The sequence below is a fragment of the Mangrovibacterium lignilyticum genome, from assembly GCF_010882175.1.
GTDB classification, from domain to species: Bacteria; Bacteroidota; Bacteroidia; order Bacteroidales; family Prolixibacteraceae; genus Mangrovibacterium; species Mangrovibacterium lignilyticum.
This window is the reverse complement of the sequence record NZ_WKLH01000007.1, coordinates 41424-61465: the sequence shown is the minus strand read 5'-3', so window position 1 is coordinate 61465 and position 20042 is coordinate 41424. Positions and strand designations below refer to the sequence as shown.

At 42.7% G+C, this 20042-nt stretch carries 13 protein-coding genes; all 13 read right to left on the bottom strand.

Annotation, left to right across the window (positions count from 1 at the left end; all coding sequences use genetic code 11):
* Positions 1–27 precede the first annotated feature (27 nt).
* Positions 28–3150, bottom strand: a complete 3123-nt coding sequence (locus GJV22_RS21400; protein WP_163718539.1) for an efflux RND transporter permease subunit — start codon at positions 3148–3150, stop codon at positions 28–30.
* Positions 3151–3189: 39 nt separating this feature from the next.
* Entirely contained in the window at positions 3190–4257 is a 1068-nt protein-coding gene (locus GJV22_RS21395) for an efflux RND transporter periplasmic adaptor subunit (RefSeq protein ID WP_163718537.1), read from the bottom strand.
* Between the two features lie 62 nt (positions 4258–4319).
* Positions 4320–5702: a TolC family protein gene (locus GJV22_RS21390; RefSeq protein ID WP_163718535.1), complete on the bottom strand. Its 1383-nt coding sequence runs from the start codon at positions 5700–5702 to the stop codon at positions 4320–4322.
* A 428-nt stretch (positions 5703–6130) separates the two neighbouring features.
* On the bottom strand, positions 6131–6895 hold the full coding sequence (locus GJV22_RS21385; RefSeq protein WP_163718532.1) for an SDR family NAD(P)-dependent oxidoreductase: 765 nt from the start codon (positions 6893–6895) through the stop codon (positions 6131–6133).
* A gap of 130 nt (positions 6896–7025) precedes the next feature.
* Positions 7026–7841: an SDR family NAD(P)-dependent oxidoreductase gene (locus GJV22_RS21380; protein ID WP_163718531.1), complete on the bottom strand. Its 816-nt coding sequence runs from the start codon at positions 7839–7841 to the stop codon at positions 7026–7028.
* A 193-nt stretch (positions 7842–8034) separates the two neighbouring features.
* Positions 8035–10230: a glycoside hydrolase family 3 N-terminal domain-containing protein gene (locus tag GJV22_RS21375; RefSeq protein ID WP_205461996.1), complete on the bottom strand. Its 2196-nt coding sequence runs from the start codon at positions 10228–10230 to the stop codon at positions 8035–8037.
* Positions 10231–10306: 76 nt separating this feature from the next.
* A complete protein-coding gene (locus tag GJV22_RS21370; protein WP_163718529.1) occupies positions 10307–11209 on the bottom strand; it encodes an alpha/beta hydrolase in 903 nt (300 codons plus the stop codon).
* Positions 11210–11277: 68 nt separating this feature from the next.
* Positions 11278–12873, bottom strand: a complete 1596-nt coding sequence (locus GJV22_RS21365; protein ID WP_163718527.1) for a carboxylesterase/lipase family protein — start codon at positions 12871–12873, stop codon at positions 11278–11280.
* A gap of 9 nt (positions 12874–12882) precedes the next feature.
* Positions 12883–14583, bottom strand: coding sequence for a carboxylesterase/lipase family protein (locus GJV22_RS21360; RefSeq protein WP_163718525.1), 1701 nt, complete (start codon positions 14581–14583; stop codon positions 12883–12885).
* Between the two features lie 42 nt (positions 14584–14625).
* Positions 14626–15336 carry a LamG domain-containing protein gene (locus tag GJV22_RS21355; RefSeq protein ID WP_163718523.1) on the bottom strand — a complete coding sequence of 237 codons (711 nt, stop codon included), beginning with the start codon at positions 15334–15336 and terminating at the stop codon, positions 14626–14628.
* A 35-nt stretch (positions 15337–15371) separates the two neighbouring features.
* The gene (locus GJV22_RS21350) at positions 15372–16238 is read right to left on the bottom strand and encodes an alpha/beta hydrolase (protein WP_163718522.1); all 867 of its coding nucleotides are present in this window, start codon (positions 16236–16238) and stop codon (positions 15372–15374) included.
* A gap of 22 nt (positions 16239–16260) precedes the next feature.
* The gene (locus GJV22_RS21345) at positions 16261–18042 is read right to left on the bottom strand and encodes an alpha-L-rhamnosidase-related protein (RefSeq protein ID WP_163718519.1); all 1782 of its coding nucleotides are present in this window, start codon (positions 18040–18042) and stop codon (positions 16261–16263) included.
* An 18-nt stretch (positions 18043–18060) separates the two neighbouring features.
* The gene (locus tag GJV22_RS21340) at positions 18061–20037 is read right to left on the bottom strand and encodes a hypothetical protein (RefSeq protein ID WP_163718517.1); all 1977 of its coding nucleotides are present in this window, start codon (positions 20035–20037) and stop codon (positions 18061–18063) included.
* Between the last annotated feature and the right edge of the window lie 5 nt (positions 20038–20042).

Here is a 20042-nt window from a genome sequence, read left to right as displayed (position 1 = left end):
TGTAAACAAAAGGCCATTTTCAATAATCTAACTTAGATTGTAATCTTCAAATTGAATTTCCTGTTTATCTAAAACTCCCATCTTTAGCTGAAGTCTTTTTACGATATAGAAAACTACAGGAACAATAATCATTGACAGTACCATTGAAACGGTCAGTCCACCAATCAATGTCCAGCCGATGCCGTTTTTCCATTCTGCACCCTCACTCTGAGAAAAAGCCAGTGGAATCAACCCAATAATCATCGAAACGTTGGTCATTAGGATTGGTCTGAACCGTAGCTCCACTGCCTCAGAAATGGCAGAGACCAGTTCCTTCCCCTGACTCATTAGCTCATTAGCAAAGTCGACAATTAGAATCGCATTCTTTGCCACCAGGCCAACGAGCATAACCATCCCCAAAATCGAGAATATGTTTAAGGTCAGGTTTGCCAATGCCAGGGCCCAAATGGCACCGGTAATTGACAATGGAATGGAAAACATGACGACAAATGGATCAGCCCAGCTGTTGTAGAGGACAACCATAATCAGGTATACCGATATAATAGCTGCTAAAAAGGCCAGGCCCAGGTCGGCAAATGATTCAGCCATCAATTTTGTTTGTTTTGATGTCGTCACCTTTGTTGATTCCGGTGCGCGTATCTGGCTTAGTTTATCTGTAAATTCAGACTGAACCGTACCTTGAGATACCCCAAAAATCTGACTGGTTAATTGGACAGACGGAGAACGATTATATCGTTCTAATTTTGAAGGTCCGGTACTTTCTGCAATATCCGCAAACTGAGATAGTTTTATTAATTCTCCCGTGCTCATGGAAACAAAAGCGATGTTTTCCAGATCGCTTTTGTTTCTACGGTCCGCTTCGTTAAGCTGGATGTTAATATCATATTCCTGTTCGCCATCGCGGAATTTGTTGTCGGTATTTCCCGCGAATGATGTTCTCAGAATTCCACCGACAGTTGCCAGGTTCAGACCAAGCTTAGTCATCTTATCGCGGTCTACCACAATGTTATATTCGGGGTTGGCCAAGTCAACACTTAGTTCCGTTTCTACCGTCCCGTTAATGGACTTTAATGTTTTGAGAACATTATGCGAATAGGACATTACACTATCAATATCATGCCCAACGATATAGTATTTTAATGGAACATCTTCGCTCCCCATCAGGTTAACAGCAACAGCTTTTATCTTTGCGCCAATAATCCTTTCTTCCAATTGTGAACGAATTTTTCTGGAAAAAATATTGGTCGAGATATTTCGTTGATCCAAGGGTACCATATTCACACTTATTTCACTGTAATAGGGAGTGGCAGAAGTCGAAATGATTCCTGATTTTTTACCAACCGTCGTATAAACCATATCAACTTCGGGTTGATTCATTAAAAACTCTTCTACTTTTCGTGTGGTACTATTGTTCTCAGCAAGGCTTATATCATGTGGGAACTCAAGTCTCAATATAAATGAGCCCCTGTCGCCGGATGAGGCAAATTCAGCGCCGATATAACCAGCAGGAAACAGCATGAATGACCCGAAAAACAAAATAGTTGAACCAATAATTGTAATCAGTTTGTGTTTCAGAGCCCAAAGCATGGCTCCGTGAATAACAGCATTAAACTTATCTATTCCACGTTCAAAAATTCCCAGTAGCTTCCCCAAAAAGTTTTCTTTTGGAGTCGCTAATTTGGCCCATTTTGAAGTCATCCAAGGAACCAGTGTGAAAGAAACCAGCAAACTCAATAGCATGGATACTACGATTGTAACAGCATATTCACGAAGGATATCTCCAACAATTCCGGTAACAAAGGCGATCGGCAGGAATACGGCAACCAATACCAGCGTAATAGCGGTAACAGTCATGCCGAGTTCTTTGACCGCAAAATAAGAAGCCTGAATCCGGTTTTTCCCCATCTCCATATGTCGGTAGATGTTTTCAATGACAACAATGGCGTCATCAACCAGCGAGCCGACGACAAGTGAGAGTGATGTTAAACTAATTAAGTCGAAGGAGAACCCAAACAAGTACATGGCTGTAAAAGTGGAAACCAAAGAAGTTGGAATGGCGACCAATACAAAGATTGAGTTACGCATGCTATGTAGAAAGACCAGCATGATGAGCGACACCAGGATAATGGCCAGTACCAAGTCGTGCATTACAGCATCTGCTGCAGCAATTGTAAAGCGAGATTGATCGTCGGCTGTTGAAAACTTCAGATTGTCTTTTTGATAGGTCGCTTCAAGCTCTGCAAACTTTGCCCGAACAAGTTTGGCAACTTCAACCGAGTTGGCATCTTTCTGCTTACTGATTTCAATACCGATTGTCTCAGCTCCGTCAATCCGTGTAATTTTCTCGGGATCAGCGATTCCATCGTAGATATCGGCAATGTCTGCTAATTTAACTACAGCTCCATTTTTTGATCCACCGACAATGATGTCTTTTAATTCTTTGATTGTTCTTATTTTCCCGGACAAACGAATTGTCATCTCGTTAGTGTTGGTCTTCAACTTTCCGGTCGGAAGTTCCATGTTAGCATATTCAATCATCATCGAAACCTCAAGCAAATTGAGTTTGTTTGCCTCTAATTTCTTAGGATCTAGCATGATTTTAATTTCCCGTTCCAAACCTCCTGACAGTTCTACCCTAGAAACGCCGGGGATACTGGCTAGTTCTGGTTTTATCCGGTTATCTACGAAATCGAAAAATTCCGTCTCTGAAAGATCCGATTGTACCCCTGCAACAAAGATGGGCAGGGCACTTAAATCAAATTTCTCAATCGATGGTGTCCGAATTTCTTTGGGCAGGTCAGCAACTATACTATTGATTTTTTGTGTTGCTTCCTGAACAGCTACATCTACATTGGCATCCAATGCCAAGGATAGCGTTACGATCGAAAGGTTTTCAATTGAGCTTGATTCAATTTCTTCAATTCCACTCAGTGATGCCACAGCATCTTCTATTGGGATGGTGACTGATTGCTGAACTTCATTTGGCCCTGCACCCGGGTAAACCGTAGAAACAACAACCGTTGCAGTCGTGATTTCAGGCATCAAGGCATATTTTATTTTTGTGGCTGAGAACAAGCCCAAAAGAATCAAAATTGTGAATAACACAATTGGGACTGTGCTTCTTTTTATGGATAAGCTTACGAGTTTCATCTGTTCTTTATTTTGATTTGATCCGAAGTGTATCGGGGATTAGTCCAAAATTTTAACTTTAGCACCGTTAAAAATGCTGTAGTTTCCTTCCGTCACAAGTGTTTCTCCAGGGACCAATCCATCAGTAACTTCCACCAGGTTATCAACTCCACCTCCGATCTTTACGTTCCTGGAAACCGCAACTCCATTTTCGATGATATAAACAGATGCATCTTTTAGTGATCCGTTGATCGCTTTTCTGGGAACATAAATACCCTGGCTGTCATTTTCCAGCGCAATGTTAGCCGTAACAAACATGCCTGCTTTTAGCAGATTCTGCTGGTCGCCAATCACCTTAATGTCAGCGTCAAAAGTATTTCCAAAACCAGCTTTTTTTCCGATATAAGCAATGCTACCGTCGAACTCAGTATCCGAATAAACAGGTGTACTGATTCTAACTTTCTGTCCGATTTTGATATGCTGGTAATCGCGTTCAGCTACCGAAACTTTCAGCTTTAGTTTTTTCGAATCGATAATGTTGCAAACCTTACCGTTCCGTGAAATGTATTGCCCTTCTTCAATGAAGTCATTTTCGATGAATCCGCTTACTGGGGCTTTTATCCGGGTGTCATCAAATTGTCTTTTAGCCGAAATATAGTTGGCTTCTGCAGATTCAAAGTTTAGCTTAACTTCTTCCAGATTCTGACTTGTCACCGCATTCTGCTTATGAAGTTTTGTAAAGCGGTCAACCTCTTTTTTCAACTGCTCATAGGTAGCTTTACTAGCAGACAGCTGTGCTGCCAACAATTCATCGTCAACTTTGGCAATAATGTCTCCTTTTATAACGTAATCGCCCTTTTCTTTATAGACTTCTTTAATTGTTCCCTGTGTTTCAGCGAGAACATCCAGGTCCGTTTCCGACTGTATAAATCCAGTCGTTTCCATGTCGGTTTCTAAAGTTCCTGCCTTAACTATCATTGCTTTTACAGGGTAGAAATTTCCTGTTTGTGTAGCAAACTCGGTTATTTTAGCTGTTTCAGCTTTGTTGGACTGAAGTTGAAAAAATATTAAAACGCATACCAAAACGGTAGCAAGTGTGTAAAGCGTTTTTTTAATTATATTTTTCATTTTATGTTGTTTTAATTCTGATGTAATACTTGATGAATATGGCTCTTATCCCTTGTGTGTTTTTATTCAGGTAATTGATTTAAGCCCGCGAATGATTTTAGAAGTCCTTTTGCTTTGAGAAGATCAATTTCCGCTTTCTTCATGTTCAGGAAGTTTTGTACAAAATTGATTTGAGCATTGCGGTAATCGCTTTCAGAGATCAGGTAGTCTGTAAGTGTTCCTATTCCTTCTTTATACTTTATTTCTTCTTGTTTTTTGACTCTTGCAGAAAGTTCAACGTTATCGCTTTGTATACGGCAGTTCTTCATGCTGGTGCGGTAGGTCATCATGGCATTTTGATACTGAAGGCTCAAGCCTTGTTTGGCTTTAGCAAGCCTATCCAAGGTAATTTCCCGGTCAATTTTAGCATTGCTGATTTTGGCTCGGTTTCCGAGTCCTGCAAAAATCGGGATCGTCGCTTTGACCCCAATCAGATTTACTTTAAACCAGCTTTCATCCGGGTTGAACAAGTTGAACTCGTCTCGCTGAGCTTGGTACATATAGCTGCCATAGAATGCAACAGTCGGTGTTGGTTCTGATTTTGCCAACTTAATTTGCGACTCGTTCAATTCCAGGTTTTTATTCAAGATAGAGACTTCAATCAAATTGTTTATATCCAATGAATCACCGTTGTATTTGTCAATAAACCGCGCGTTGGCGAATTGCTGACTAAAACCAGCTGTATCCACTTCAAGTTTGGTGTCCGGCGCCATGCCGATGACGTATTTTAAGTTATTGGTTTGTATATCAATTCCGGAAAGAACATTTTCCCGGCTGGCCTCAAGATTCGCGTAATTAACGTCGATCTTATCCAAATCAGTTTGTAGAGCCAATCCTCCATCTACAAGTGCGGCAACATTGTCACGGTTTAATTGGAGCGACTCCATATTACTTTCGATAATGTCGAGATTTTTGTAGATGGCAAGCAGGTTATAATATTCCGAATACAGTAGCTGAATTAGCTCTTCTTCAGACTTATCAACTTCCAACTGTCTGATTTCGTTAACTTTCTTGGTGGTTTTTAAAGCGTTGATGTATTTCAGAGAGAAAAGCAATTGTGAATACTGAATGGATGCATCAAGATTGTGTTTTGTTCCAAACTGTGCTTCAATGTCGGGAGCTCCGGCAACACCGGTCAATTCTCCCGGGAGAATCATGGTTGGAAGACTTAAATAGTTTTTGTAATCCATTTCACCATCAATCTTTGGCAGACCGTTTGCTCTGGTCTCTTTGATGGTCAATTCACTCTGGATTTGGTTAAACTTTGCTTCGCGAAGTTCGTAGTTGTTTTCGGTCGCAAATTTTAAGAGTTGGTTGATATTCATTTTATGTTTTTCCTGCGAAAGACTTTGAAAACAAATGAACATCAACAGTGAGATTGTTAGGTTTAATCTTTTAGCCGTCATGCTTAGATATTTTTACAAGCAAACATAGTCTATGAAGGCCGCTATAAAGACTACCTAGAATCCCCAAGTTAGATTGACGTACAGAATTAGCAAAAAAGTGTGTACGCATTATTTAGGACTCAGTGTAACAACGCATTACGAGGATCATTATTAAACTTCTCACTTTTCATCCTGAATATTTCATCAAAGCAAAAATTACACTCGAAGCACCCCAAATAGAGGCTTTCTTTCAACCAGTCCTAGAAATCCTCTATCAAATTAGTAGTAGAATCGAATTGAAATAGCTCTGTATAGCCTATTAAACAATGAATCCGGATTTGAGCTTAATCTAGAACTCAAATTCGGATTCATTAAAAGACGTATCACCCAATTCACTTTGTTTGATATCAACCAAACTAAAGGCCATTAACTTTAATCGTGGATCACTCCTAAGTTCTCATCACCGCTCCACCATCAACACAGATTGTTTGGCCAGTAATCCATTCTGTAAGATCTGAAAGCAGGAAGGATACCATTGACCCCATGTCCTCGGGCTTTCCAACCCTCGGCGCAGGCATCATTTGCAGTACCATTTCAACCAAATGACCTGAGTTTTGAAGTCCAGCCTCTGTCAAAACTAAACCTGGAGAAACAGCGTTGCACCGAATACCTTGTTTTCCATACCTTGCGGCTATATTTCGCGTCAACGCTCCAATTCCGGCTTTCGTAACCGAATAGGTAAGTTTGTCTGGCATTCCGGCATAGACAGCATCGGAAATCGTATTAACAATTGAACCTCCACCAGCTTCCAAAATGTGCGGAATAGCGTATTTGGAAGTAAGCATATAACCAGTAAGATTAATATCGATATTACGCTGCCAAACTGCCAAATCGATGTCGACCGGATTGGTATCCTTAGCAACCTCTTCCGGCTGAATATTGGCAGCCACGTTGAATAAGCCGTTAATCTTACCATATTTATCAATGGCCAAATCAATCAAACTTTTCACTTGATCTGCATTGGAAATATCAAGCACTGCCGCGACGCCATCTCCACCAGCGTCTTTCGCTATCTTTACGCAACGTTCGGCGTTTTCCTTCACAATATCTCCAACAACTATTTTGGCACCTCCAGCTCCTAGAAATTTTGCTGTCCCGTCGGCAATTCCGCCAGCGCCGGCAAATACAATTACTTTGTCTTTAATTCCTTCCATCGTTAATTTGATTTTTAGTTACTGATTTAATTAGCTTTTCAATGAGTTCGGTAAAAAGAATACGATACTGAAAAAATCTCAATCCCATCATCTGACATGTTTCAAATACAGAAAGCACACCAACAACAAATTATTTTTGTTGGCCTAGACTCTTCTTCATCATTTTACCTATAAAATTAGTAGCAATTTTGGGCGATAAACGATAAAGCTTATCTAATACCCATGCATCTTTTCCCACAGTAGCTCTGAATTTATTTTTCTCCATCGCTCTGATTATGAGATCTGCAGCTATCACAGGTGATAAAGCCATTCCATCTTTTGCAGAGCTATCAGCATCGACCTTCGGTCCATCCAAACCAGAGTTTACCGTGATATTAGTTGCTATAGCTCCAGGATGAATGACAGTCACCCTGACTTTTGTATCCTTTAACTCGGCATAAAGCCCTTCTGTCAGAATTTTTACCGCCGCCTTAGAGGCACCATAGATTGTTTGTGTGGGGAAAGACATGAAACCACCCATGCTCGACACGTTGACAATATGGGCTTCAGGCCTGGACAATAGGTGAGGCAATAATGTCTTTGTGAGATAAAGTGTTCCCCAGAAATTGACATTAAAGACACGTTCAATTTTATCGTAGTCGAGCTCATTAACACCGACAAATGCTTGAATAATCCCTGCATTATTGATCAGTCCATCGATTGTTTTAAATTTTGCCACTATGAGTTCAACCGTTTCTACAACCGCAAAATTATTCGTAATGTCAAGTACAAAATAACTCAGGTTTGAACCATTGGGCCCCGCAAGTGAGACCGTTTCCTCCAACGCCTCTTTATTAATGTCGATGGCAGCTACTTTAGCTCCTTTGTTTAGTAATGCCAACACTAGCTGGCGCCCCATTCCGCCTCCACCACCTGTAACAACAATATTCTTATTCTGAACTTTCATAATTCCTAAGTTTAAATTTGCTTTTTATTGGGAATCCCAATTACCTCAACAAATTAGCCAATCAACTTCGAATTAAAGACGTTCTACCTGTCCCCAATCAGATTGACGTACAAATACAATAAAGACACACGTACACATTTCTTAGGAAACTGATTATCTATCCCTTACAACAAACATCCACCAACTAAATCATTTAATCTATCAAACTAATTTTCACCTTTTTATTATTGACTGAGATATAATACTCTCCGGATTCAAGCATACGGTTCCCTAATTCATCGACATAACTTAGATCCCGCATGGGGTCTATTTCAAAACGAAATACGTTTGCTTGTCCCGCTCTAATCATTTGCTTCTCGAAATATCTCAACTCTTTCACCGGTCTGGAAACAGTACTTACAGGATCTGTAACAAACCAATGTACAACTTCCGCCCCATCCCTATCTCCAATATTAGAAACGGAAATGTCAATGACCAACTTCTCCGTTTTCGTAATGGTATCTTTGTCCGCTTTTAATTCTCCATACTTGAATGATGTGTAACTCAAACCATGAGTAAACTCGAAAAGCGGTTCAGTCGTAATATCCTGGTACTTGCCTGACCTTGGACGGCCCTGTTGCCTCATATTATAGTAGATTGGGATTTGTCCGGTTGCAAAAGGAAAGGTCATCGCGAGTTTCCCTGATGGATTAATTCTGCCTGAAATAATACCTGCAACTGGATTACCTCCAACAACTCCAGGCTGCCACATCTCGACAATAGACTGACAATGAGGCTCAATACGACCTAATTCCAGCGGACGCCCATTTGTCAGCAATAATACAATGGGTTTGTTCAATCGGCTAAGTTCCGTAAGTAGATCTTCCTGAATTTCAGGAAGGGAAATGGTTGATCGAGAGGCATTTTCCCCGCTCCATGAATTCTTTTCTCCCAGGCACAACACGACTATTTCTGCTTTTCGGGCAACGTTTAATGCTTCCGAGAAACCTGTTTTATCGATGCCTTCAAAATCACATCCTTTGGCATAAATTATCTTTGAATCCGGGAATTCTTGTTGCATCGCCTCATAGATGCTGATTACATCCTTAGCTTCCCCGTGTGCCGACCAAGAGCCCAAAAGGTTTTCCTGCTCCTTTGCCATTGGACCAATGATCGCCAAAGAAGCTTTCTTACTTATCGGAAGCGTCTTATGTTCATTTTTTAGCAATACGGTGGACTCCTCTGCTAATTTTTCTGCTACCAAAAGATACTCAGGAAGCAAATAGCGTTCCTCCTCCGGCACCTCAAGCACATATGGACGATCAAAAAGAGCCAGTTGAAATTTGAGTCTCAAAACTCGGCTCACGGCATCATCTAATCGGGCTACGGGAAGACTGCCGTCTTTAATTAATTCCGCTACATTCTCAAGGTAAAGCCCGTCGGCCATGTCCATGTCCACACCTGCTGTAATGGCTTTAAGAGTTGCCTCTCTATCTGATCCTGCAACACCTTGAGATCTCAGCTGTTTAACAGAGTTCCAATCGGAAACCACAAAGCCGTTAAATCCCCATTTCTCCTTCAATACCTCTGTCAAAGTGTAATAGTTGGCACTTGCAGGAACACCGCTAATATCATGAAAACCACTCATGATCGTCGCTGCGCCAGCATTTACGCCAGCCTCAAAAGGAGGTAAATAAGTGTCCCAAAGTGTTTGCTTCGAAATTTCAGTGTAAACGTAATCCCTGCCCCCTTCAGAAGCGCCATAACCGACATAGTGCTTTAAACAGGCGGCTATGGTATTTTCATCGCCGAGATCATCTCCCTGGTATCCCTGCACTGAAGCAATCGAAAAAACAGCGTTTGCATAAGGATCTTCTCCATATCCTTCTGCGACTCTTCCCCATCGTGGATCACGGGCAACGTCAACCATGGGTGAGAAAGTCCAGTCAATCCCGGAACTTCTGGATTCCTTGGCCGCTACTGCACATGCCTGCTTTACAATTTCAGGATTCCAGGAACATGCCTGCCCCAGAGAAATCGGGTAGATTGTTTTAAACCCGTGTATAATATCGTTTGCAAAAAGGATTGGAATACCCAAACGAGAATCCTCGATAGCCTTCTTCTGCAGGGCATTTCGAACTGCTGGATCTTGATTCACATAAATTATGGACCCCATCTCTGGTGGAATCTTATCCATCTCTCCACCAATATTATTTATGTTCATATTTTTCCCGAATGCCACTTGCGTTAATTGATAGATCTTTTCCTCAATTGTCATCCTTCCAATCAAATCACGAACCCGACTTTCAATGGGCGCGTTTTTATCTTTGTAAACAGGAGACTCATCATCCCTATTTTCAGAAGAAGTGCAACTAACAACGATCAATAATATGAAAATAACTAGGATCAAAAATCCTTTATAAAAACCAGATCTGTTCAACAATTTACGATTCAACTGCATACTTGTCATTTCTTTCGTGTTATGGCTAAAACTTTGAAATTTTTAGCCAGTCATAAAATCTCTCAATCCATTTATTTACGGGAAGTCCGTGCTGATCCATTCCAAATCCATGTCCTCCTTTAGAGAAAATATGAAGTTCGGCAGATAAGCCCTTTGCTCGCCAGGCGGCATACAAATCTGGACTCCCGGATGCAATCGGATCATCGGCTGCACATAAAATAAAAAGAGGCGGGGCATGATCCGGTACATCTTTTCCTCTAAGCCACCCCCCGTATATCAGAGCAGCAAAGTCCGGCAGACTATCAGAACTAATGTTTAAAATCGTATGCATTGTAACTCCAGCTCCTGCCGAGAATCCGATCATTCCTACTTTATTGGGGCTAATATTGTATTCACTTGCATGCTCCTTTACATACTGAATAGCCCGGATTCCATCATCTCCCCCGAAATAGTGTTGATCTGTTTCGGACTGGTCAACAACTTTCTTATCGGCTTTTTCTTCAGCTTTCCGCATAGCTTTAATTTTTGCCCCAAATCCGTTCCAAAATTCTTTAAACTCCTTTGGATCTTCGGGCGTCTTATTTAGTCGGTATTTAAGGACAAACGCAGTTATTCCTTTTTTTGCGAGCCATCCCGCTACCTCTGTACCTTCGCTCTCGTAAGAAAGCCAGACATTGCCTCCTCCTGGACAAATAATTACAGCTGTTCCTGTTGAAATGGATTTTTCCGGCATAAACACCTCCAAGGTCGGATCAACAACATTGCGCAGCATTTTTGTAGTCGTACCCGGATTTACAAATTCAACTTCGGCATAATCCCAATCCTCAGAGCCGGGTGCCTTTCCTTCATACAAGTGCACAATATCCTGGGAAAAAGCATTTCCGACCAGTAAAGAGATAAGTATGACGATAATAACCGATTTTTTCATTTCTGATTTTTTAGTTTAGTGTTCCAATAAAATATTATCAAGCCGACAAACTATCCTTGAATAATGCATTATAGAAGGGATCCAGATGGCATATTCAGTAGCATTTCCCGTATATCCTTGTCTGGATCAGCTACAACTTCACTCTTATTGATATCAAAAATCATTGTTGCCCTGTCGTTTGTCGCATATGCTGGCCAAGCTAGATTCTTTGTCCCTGGATTGCCATTTCTCGCAAATGCAGCCCAGGCAGCACTCAATTGACGGGAAAGCTGCTCCGACTCAGGATAGAGTGTCAAACGCATTATTAGAGGTAAGTCACTGGTATGAAATGCCCTAAGTCTCCCTTCATCCACTGGCGTATTGTACTGGAAGTAGTACATAAATACATCTGCTTGACCTCGTTCTAGTTGCATTTCAGCCTGCTTTACCGCGTTGTAACGGGCACCGCGATCTGTCGAAATCCTAAAATACAAATCACTTGGACTATCCGAAGGGTGTGCTTTTTGATACAACGCAAGTAGATCATCGACCTTGTCTTCAGGAATTTTTGCCTTCAATAATTCACTGCGCAAACCGGCCCTATCTAGACTGAAAAGAGATTCGTTATTCAAGGCAAAAAGTGTAGCCTCATCTTTATCATTTCCAATCAGTAATGGTATGTTAGCCGATATCTCAGGGGAATCGGGATACCAGGGATCCCCTGGCAACGAATGACCGTCAACGACCGGCCCCTGTCTCATTCCACCCCCCATTGTTGACCGGAATAACTCGTTTGCCGGAACTTTCTGTAAATCATCGACAGTAGTCACACCTAATTTTGACATTAACTCTCTGGCTGAATTTGTAGCGGTGTCGACATCCATGGCCTTTCCAACAAAACTACCGCTTTGAATGGCAGCCTTGTGGAACAAGCCTTTTGCAGCAGGCATGGCTAGCAGGGTAGAAATTTTTGCTCCCCCACCTGACTCACCGAAAATCGTAACGTTTTCCGGATCACCACCAAAGCTTTCAATGTTATCACGAACCCATTCCAGCGCAGCGACTAAGTCCAACTGACCGGGATTCCCAACCTCATATTTTTTATCAATGCCCCCGAAATAAGTATATCCAAAGACATTCAAACGGTGATTGATACCTACCAGGACGACATCTTGTTCCCGTACATGACGGTCTGAAAAAACCGCTAACAACCCACCACCATCCTGAAAGCCCCCTCCATGAATATAAACCATCACCGGACGTTTACCTGTTATCCCAGGGGTCAGGACATTCAGGTTTAAGCAATCTTCGCCACTGGGCTGTTTGGACAGTTCAAACCGATCTGCACGTCCGCCCGAGAAGTAAGGTCCAAGTCGATCGGTTTCAAAAATACTACGGCCCCCTTGAATGCAACGAGGCCCATTGAGTGTACAATCTTTTACACCTGTCCAGCTTTGCGGTTTTCTCGGTGGTAAAAATCTGGCCTCTCCTTCAGTTGTATCTCCATAAGGAATACCTCGAAAGATTTTAACCCCGTTAAAATCATATCCTTTTACTTTGCCATAAATTGTTTCGGTTTCTATCACGGAGGATGTAAAACTCATCAGTCCATTACCGGCCAATACAACTGCTGGAATTGCCGAGAGGGTTGTGACGAGAAAGGATCTTCTGTTTATTGGTTTCATTGTTGATCTTTATGAATTTGAGTTTCTAATATCGTCGGCTAAATTCCTTGCTTCGCGATCGGGATCGTTCCTGACTTCACAGACATCGTTCCAAATCATTACAGCTCCGCGCTCTTGATCATACTTCGGCCAATATGGAATCCCCTCGTGATTAGGATCTCCGGTTCTGGCAAAATTAGCCAGTGCCAGGCTCATTTTCTCAGCTAGTCTACGCGGTCGGTCTCCTCCTCCGGTCATTGTATCCATCACATCAGTTGTGCTGAACCAGAATGGCAAATCGCTATTATGGTAAGCCCTTGGACGTCCGTCATAAAGCGGGGTAGCCCAGTCGAACCAGTAGTTATAGACTGCTCCGCCATTAGCCGTTTGAAGGTCTGCTTGTTTAAGCTGACTATTTCGGCCGCCAAGTAATGACCAAATTGCAACAGGTTTTTTCTCTGGAAATACTTTAGCATAAGCATCAATCACATCTTTAGTCCGATTTCCAAAAGCAAGATTCCCAACAAATAGTCCACGACCTCCCCGACCATTCTGAATCCGATCCACAAGTTCCTCAAAGGTGATATCCTCCAGCGATGGATCGTCACCACTGTGAGATTGTTCGCCGGTACAACTACCAATAATCATAGGAATTCCTGCTGATATTGAGGGCGCTGACGGATCAAAAGGATGCCTGGGAATATGTAGATTATCCAAACAAGGAGCGTAAACCATTGAGCCCAAGGCACGATCTGTTCTGGTGATCCGATACAAATCCTGCCAGGGTATATCCTGAATTTTATCGATGTTTTTGGGACTGATTCCAGCTGCCTTGAGAAAAGCATGGGCTTTTTCTGCCTGGGAATCATACGAAGCTACCTTCAACATTGCACCACTGATGGTCATTGCTTTATGGAACAGCCCTTTAGCTGCAGGCATAGCCATCAAAAGACTTACCTTGGCACCACCACCGGATTGACCGAAGATGGTAACATTACCGGGATCTCCTCCGAAATTGGCAATATTTTCATTTACCCATCTCAAGGACGCAACACAATCCTGCATGCCTGCTGTCGCAGAATCCTTATATTTTTCTCCTCCAATAGCTCCAAGATTTAAAAATCCGAATAGATTTAGACGATGGTTTACGCTAACAACGACCGCGTCGCCAATTCTGCTAAGATTTTCCCCAATGTAAGCTTCTATTTGGATTGACGAACCTCCGGCAAAACCTCCTCCATGAAACCAAACGAGTACGGGTCGCTTCGTATTATTATTAATTTCCGGAGTCCATACATTAACAGACAAGCAATCCTCATCATATCTTTTCTCGGCCCAATCATAAGTAAACCAATCACTAAAATGGCTGAAATCAGGGCGCATCGGGTCGCCCAATCCTCCACCTTGAGGAGCTGCGTTCCCAAAACTTAAAGCATTGCGTACTCCAGTCCATGCTTCAGGTTCCTGCGGTGCCATAAACCTGTTTTTACCCCCAGTTGAAGCACCGTAAGGTATGCCTTTATAGGTATAAATCCCGTTTCGCCGATAGCCCCTTATTTTTCCGAACTTGGTTTCAACAATAGCTCCGTTTTCTGATATCTCCACTACCTGCTCCGGCAGAGATGGCTTTTTATCGGATGGAATGCAGGATGTTATTCCAACGCCACTTAATCCCAGTGTCGCAGATCCAACACCTAAGGTCTTTAAGAAATTTCGTCTGTTGTTTGTCATAGCTTTAGTTTTAGAGGTTATTTATTATTCATCTGGAGATAGCTACTTAAAGCCCATAAACTCGCATGGGTCTATAACGCTGTCGGTAATTCGAATGCAATAAATTGCTCCTTTAAACCATGATATTTTGTTCTGACGAACACCAATCGACGTACTCCCTTCTACGATTGGTGAAAACTCAACAATGCCTTCAAGTTCTTTCTTCCTATTAACAAAAGTAGTCTGCTCACCATCCTTCACCGTAAATGCGATATGATACCACTTATCCAATGGATGCTCCAGTTCCTGATCCATCAAGACAACCCATTTTGTCTTGGATTCAAACATCCCATCCAGATACCATGAATCATCGTCAGACCGCATTTCCATTAATACACGATCTTGCCTAACCGTTCCTGTATGAAAATAGCGTTGCTCTTCAGTGCCACCACGATCAAACCGGATTAGCATTTCTATGGTAAACTCTGAGAGATCTTTCAAAGGCATCTCCTCCAAAAGGAAGCCATCATCCACACCATCAAATTGTACAGCATAGCCATAAGGAGAATCAATTATTTCAGGATTGCCCAAAACGGTGACATCTTCTCGTTCTTTCAGCAAATCAGTGATAATCCATGTCTTCTTTGACATCACCGCTTGAGAGAACACGGAGGAAGAAACAAACAAAAACAAGGAACAGAACAAAAACGGCATAAATCGAGCGGTACTGAGTGCAAAAACATTTCTATTGTTTAAAACATTGAGTTCTTTCATCTATCCTTCTTTTTTAGTTTTCTGCCGGTTGTCTATTATTTGTTCAGAAACCCTTGATTAATCATCCATTCCTCGAAAAGGGTAGGCCATTGATCTGAGGGTTTGTTTTGTTTGACGACTGAAAAACCGTGTCCTCCCGAATAAAAGCAATGCATTTCAACAGATTTTCCCGTATCTCTCCATTGCTCATAGAGACCAGGATTTCCTTTTGCAATCGGATCGTCTGTTGCCCAGGCAAGAAACATCGGAGGAGCATCTTCAGGAACACGATCTCCCAGAATGGCACCGCAATAAGCATACACAGGCACAACAAAATCGGGGCGGGATTCCGGCGTATAAGTCCGTGCAACAGAACCCGTAACAGTCCCTCCAGCCGAATAGCCAACAATTCCTATTTTTGCTGGATCGATCCCGAATTCCGATGCGTGGCTTCTAACGTACTTAATCGCCTCAAGTCCATCTGCCGCTGCAAGACGAACAAATGGGATAAAGATTGAATCTCGTTGTGATTGCTCTGCTCTGTCTAATTCCGGATATGGAAAGGGCATTAATCGATATTTTAAAATAAATGCAGTAATCCCTTTTTCAATACACCATTTAGCCGTCTCGGCACCTTCGTGTTGAAATGCCAGTCCCTGAAAGCCGCCACCGGGGCAAATTATAAGGGCAGTCCCATTCTTTTTATCTTCTTCAGGTCGGACGACTGTTAAAGTGGGCATGGAAACATTCCGTATTGTAATGATATCTCCATTCTCATCACGGCGGGCAGTTTCTCCCCTTGTCAATATTTCAGATCCTGGTGGGATCTCACCATTATAGAGTGGAATAACAGTTTGTGCTTGACAAACCACTGCGATTAGGTTAATGAAGAGCAACGAAAAGATTTGTATTGTTTTGTTCATCAGGGGGTATTTTTTAATGAATTTAATTTTCAACGATGACCTTGATTTCCTCAGGTTTCTCATAAGTTGTCCGGACTGATCCATCAGACTCTTTCTGATGTTCGATGATCAAGATTCCATAGGGTGTGGGAAAAGTACCTTTGACCCACTTTAGATCGCCCAAATGAGGAGCTAGTTTTATTACCTTACAACCAGGCTCAACAACATTGACACCCAGCACATATTGTGTCAACCAAGCAGTAGGCCCGGATGCCCAGCCATGACATAGACTGTGACGATATCCGACATAACAGTAATCGCCATAATTAGCATGCACATCAATTTTCCCTTCTGGGATCAATTCATCAATCCGGGCTGCGTTTGTCATCCAGTCTATGTCAAAATCTTCCCAAAAAGTAGTGGCTCCCAAATCAAGCATAGCTCCCCAGTACTCCCGGATATTGTCAATTGCTCCCTGGTAGTCTCCAGCCATTGCACGAGCAGTGAGCATATAATAACCATAGAAAGTTGACATTTTATGGACCCCATCCAGGCTCAGAGCTTTTTCATTTGCCACTTGAGGGGAAATCAAACCAGATATAGCAAGCAATGCAGCATCTTGCTTGGTGCCTGCCATTTCCGGTACGTATTTCTTCAATTTCTCTATTGATTGCTCACAAAGTGAGACGGTTGCGGTTTCATCCAGAATCTTACACAACTCGGCTCCAGCGCTAAAGGCCATCACCATCATGGCTTGGTAACCAGCATCAGTTGCTTCTTTATTCTCACTAGTAGGCCAGTCCAAAAATCGTTCTCCGTCCAATATTTCCTTCCCGTCTTTATTAATATATTTTGCAAGCTGGTGGAGCAAACCAACCAAGTATTCTTTCTGTTCCTTGAGGTAGCTCAGATCACCTTGGTAATTATACCAATCCCGTTGTATCATTATCCACCACATGGAGTATGAACTTATGCCGTTCATCCAGTTGGGAAGTGGATATTGATCTTTTGCAAAATTCAGCGTTTTGGGCACCACATCATTATATCCAAAAACTGAATTGATGGTCATTACCTCGGGGTGCATATCTCCCACCCACACCAGGCGGTCACGTTTTATTCCGTCCCATAGGTATTCCTGCATATTCAGATGAGTCGTATAAGCGCCAGTAAGCCATATGTTGTTTAACCGCTCGTCATTACTGGTAAATGATCCCAAGTATGGAATATCCCGATACCTGAAAATAGCGCTAATTTCCTTGATCCGTATTTGTGCATCAGCTCCCACCAAATCAATTCTGACAAAGCGAAAACCGGATTCACCGATTTCCAGGCGCCCCATATTCGTCAGGGCAACTTCAAAATCGCGCATCGCATGATCGTTTGTGGCGCCATTTACTCCTACATCGGTCATGGTCTCGCCCACCGACTCTCCCAATCGTATGCGCACTTTAACCGGAGGACCTGGATTTCCACGTGAAGTAACAATTTCAATTCCACCCTGAATTTCTCTTCCAAAATCAAGAACAACTCCATGTTGCATTACTCCGTCATTCTTGATGGTAAATACATCCCCCCTGCTTAAATCCGATTGCCCGGTAGAAGGGCTCAATAGCATTTCGGTGTTTTGTACGAATTTTCCGGTACTATCCGAAGTCCAGACAATTCGTTGTGGAACAATAAAAGCCTGGCTTAAATCCGATGTACGCACTCGTTGAAGATCCTTGTTATCAAAAACCGGTGAAAGTTGAGCCTTTACAACCGATACGCATAAACAAAGGATCGCCAATACGATTATTCGAATGTCTTTTATCTTTAAGTTTTTCATAATTGTAGGTTTTAAATTTTATGGTGCAGGTTTGAGCCCTTCCCATTTTACCACCCACGATCCGTCGTCCGGAAATCCGGGAGCATTCTTATCTGGAGCGCCATCCCAGCCTGCAGTCATCAATGCAACGGCGTACAACAGCCCACCATTACCAGGCAAATACGGACAAGGGCCACCAGTGCACACACCCCGTTCATCATAGTGGTTTTTTGTACCAGCATCTAACAGCAGAGCGTCAACAGCCATTTGGGGTTCGCCAAGGCGTGCAGCAGCCATCGCTGTCCATGGAAAATCCCAGCCCCAGCAACGTTTCCACTGCCAAGTCTCCCAGACTTTTAGGAGGCTGCGATGTGCTGTATCAAAATCCATATCTTTTTGAGGAGGTAACATCCCCCAAACACCAACCGTGTTGGGGTGTTCCCAGTTACGTTCGGTATAGGTATCTTCCCACTCCGGTGAATGCAGATAAAGCCCGTCCTTCACCGGTAGTTCTGCAAGATTTTGTATGACTTCATCCCAATGAGAGTTTCTCTCAGATCCCATACGTTCCCGCCAAAGTTGAGCTTGTTGCAAGCCCCATTTCCAATAGGCCAAATCAAAAATGTCATCTTTTGTTATTCCCTGTTCACTCGGCGGCATAACAGGATCCAAATGATAGGTTCCAGTTTGATCGTCACGTACAGGATAGTCTGCCATGTATTCCGCAGTTCCCTCAATAATCTCAGCCCACTTTTCAAGTGTTTCGCGCGTGGGATGAAGTCGGTATTCTAACTCTGCAAAAAAGATCGGGTGAGGCTGTTTCCAAATTAGAACCTGATTCCCCTCCCACGGAGCTGTTCTTCCTTCCGGACTCGCTGATTTTTGCCACTGCAAACCCTTGTATCCGAGCTGCTGTGCCAGTGCACGTGCCGTAGGGATGAAACGCTTATAGATTGTCAAAGCACTATCGGCCATTTCCCAACGATCCCATAAGGCATAATGCGCCAAATGCCACCAAATCATTTCCATGTGAAATTGTCCCCGCCAAGAATCGATTCCCATCAATCCAACTTCGGCAGGCGGATGACTTCCGGCAGACTGTACCGCCGTCAAATATTGTGAAAGTACAATGCGACGCTCCAATTCCATCCAGCGTTCATCTTTACTTTCGGACAAGTCTATTGCTCCCCCTTTTTTCCAAAAGAGAGGCCAATGTTCTTTATTTGCTTGTTCTGATTCATGAACGTCAGGTAGACTCGATTTCAAGGGATTAGAAGAAAAAGCGCAGGTAAACTGAAATGAGGATATGCCTTTAACCTCCAAACGCCAGGTATTTGGGGCCATTTCCTCAGGTGATTTAAGCATTCCACCGTCACTCCAGTTTAAGGACGTATAATAAACCACATCATCTATCTCCCTAAGGAAATCAGCACGTTGATCATCTACCTGATCATTCATACGAATTGTGGAGTTGCCCTCGGTTCGTTTAAAATTGCCCACCCAAGGTTTATTCCGTTGAATCGCTGGATAAGGAAAATCGATTGCAATACCCAACTCTCCATTTTCGAAAAGTGGTGATTCAATCCGTACTGAAACCATATCCGTAGAGGGATCTACGCACGTTTCTACCTGCACCGGTTTGCCTTCCACCGAAAAAGAAGAAGTTTGAATCCCTGTCCATAAATCCATCGTCCGGGATAAATTCTGAATTTGTTCCGGAGCTACTGATTGGCCACCAGATTTGACCAAACGGATTCGCCCAAGATTAAAGCTATGGGGATTGTCAAACATGTACTGACGAATAGCAGAAGTTCCTTCGGGGAAAATATCAGGTCCCGTATTGCGTCCTTTCTGAAAAGTACCAGTAGCCGGAATCTGATCCTGAGTTACACCTTCCGGAAGAGGAAACGAATGCCAAGCCCAGTGTGCCATAGTATTTCCTCCAAATGTCTGTAACCCGGTTCCGTCAACATTAAAGCAAAACTCACCATTACCAAGTGGAATCTGTCCTTCCATATCAT

Excerpts from the sequence above, each read along its gene's own strand:
- GJV22_RS21400 (WP_163718539.1), bottom strand. The coding sequence starts at position 3,150 with ATGAAACTCGTAAGCTTATCCATAAAAAGAAGCACAGTCCCAATTGTG.
- GJV22_RS21395 (WP_163718537.1), bottom strand. The coding sequence starts at position 4,257 with ATGAAAAATATAATTAAAAAAACGCTTTACACACTTGCTACCGTTTTG.
- GJV22_RS21390 (WP_163718535.1), bottom strand. The coding sequence starts at position 5,702 with ATGACGGCTAAAAGATTAAACCTAACAATCTCACTGTTGATGTTCATT.
- GJV22_RS21385 (WP_163718532.1), bottom strand. The coding sequence starts at position 6,895 with ATGGAAGGAATTAAAGACAAAGTAATTGTATTTGCCGGCGCTGGCGGA.
- GJV22_RS21380 (WP_163718531.1), bottom strand. The coding sequence starts at position 7,841 with ATGAAAGTTCAGAATAAGAATATTGTTGTTACAGGTGGTGGAGGCGGA.
- GJV22_RS21370 (WP_163718529.1), bottom strand. The coding sequence starts at position 11,209 with ATGAAAAAATCGGTTATTATCGTCATACTTATCTCTTTACTGGTCGGA.
- GJV22_RS21365 (WP_163718527.1), bottom strand. The coding sequence starts at position 12,873 with ATGAAACCAATAAACAGAAGATCCTTTCTCGTCACAACCCTCTCGGCA.
- GJV22_RS21360 (WP_163718525.1), bottom strand. The coding sequence starts at position 14,583 with ATGACAAACAACAGACGAAATTTCTTAAAGACCTTAGGTGTTGGATCT.
- GJV22_RS21355 (WP_163718523.1), bottom strand. The coding sequence starts at position 15,336 with ATGAAAGAACTCAATGTTTTAAACAATAGAAATGTTTTTGCACTCAGT.
- GJV22_RS21350 (WP_163718522.1), bottom strand. The coding sequence starts at position 16,238 with ATGAACAAAACAATACAAATCTTTTCGTTGCTCTTCATTAACCTAATC.
- GJV22_RS21345 (WP_163718519.1), bottom strand. The coding sequence starts at position 18,042 with ATGAAAAACTTAAAGATAAAAGACATTCGAATAATCGTATTGGCGATC.
- GJV22_RS21340 (WP_163718517.1), bottom strand. The coding sequence starts at position 20,037 with ATGGAAGGACAGATTCCACTTGGTAATGGTGAGTTTTGCTTTAATGTT.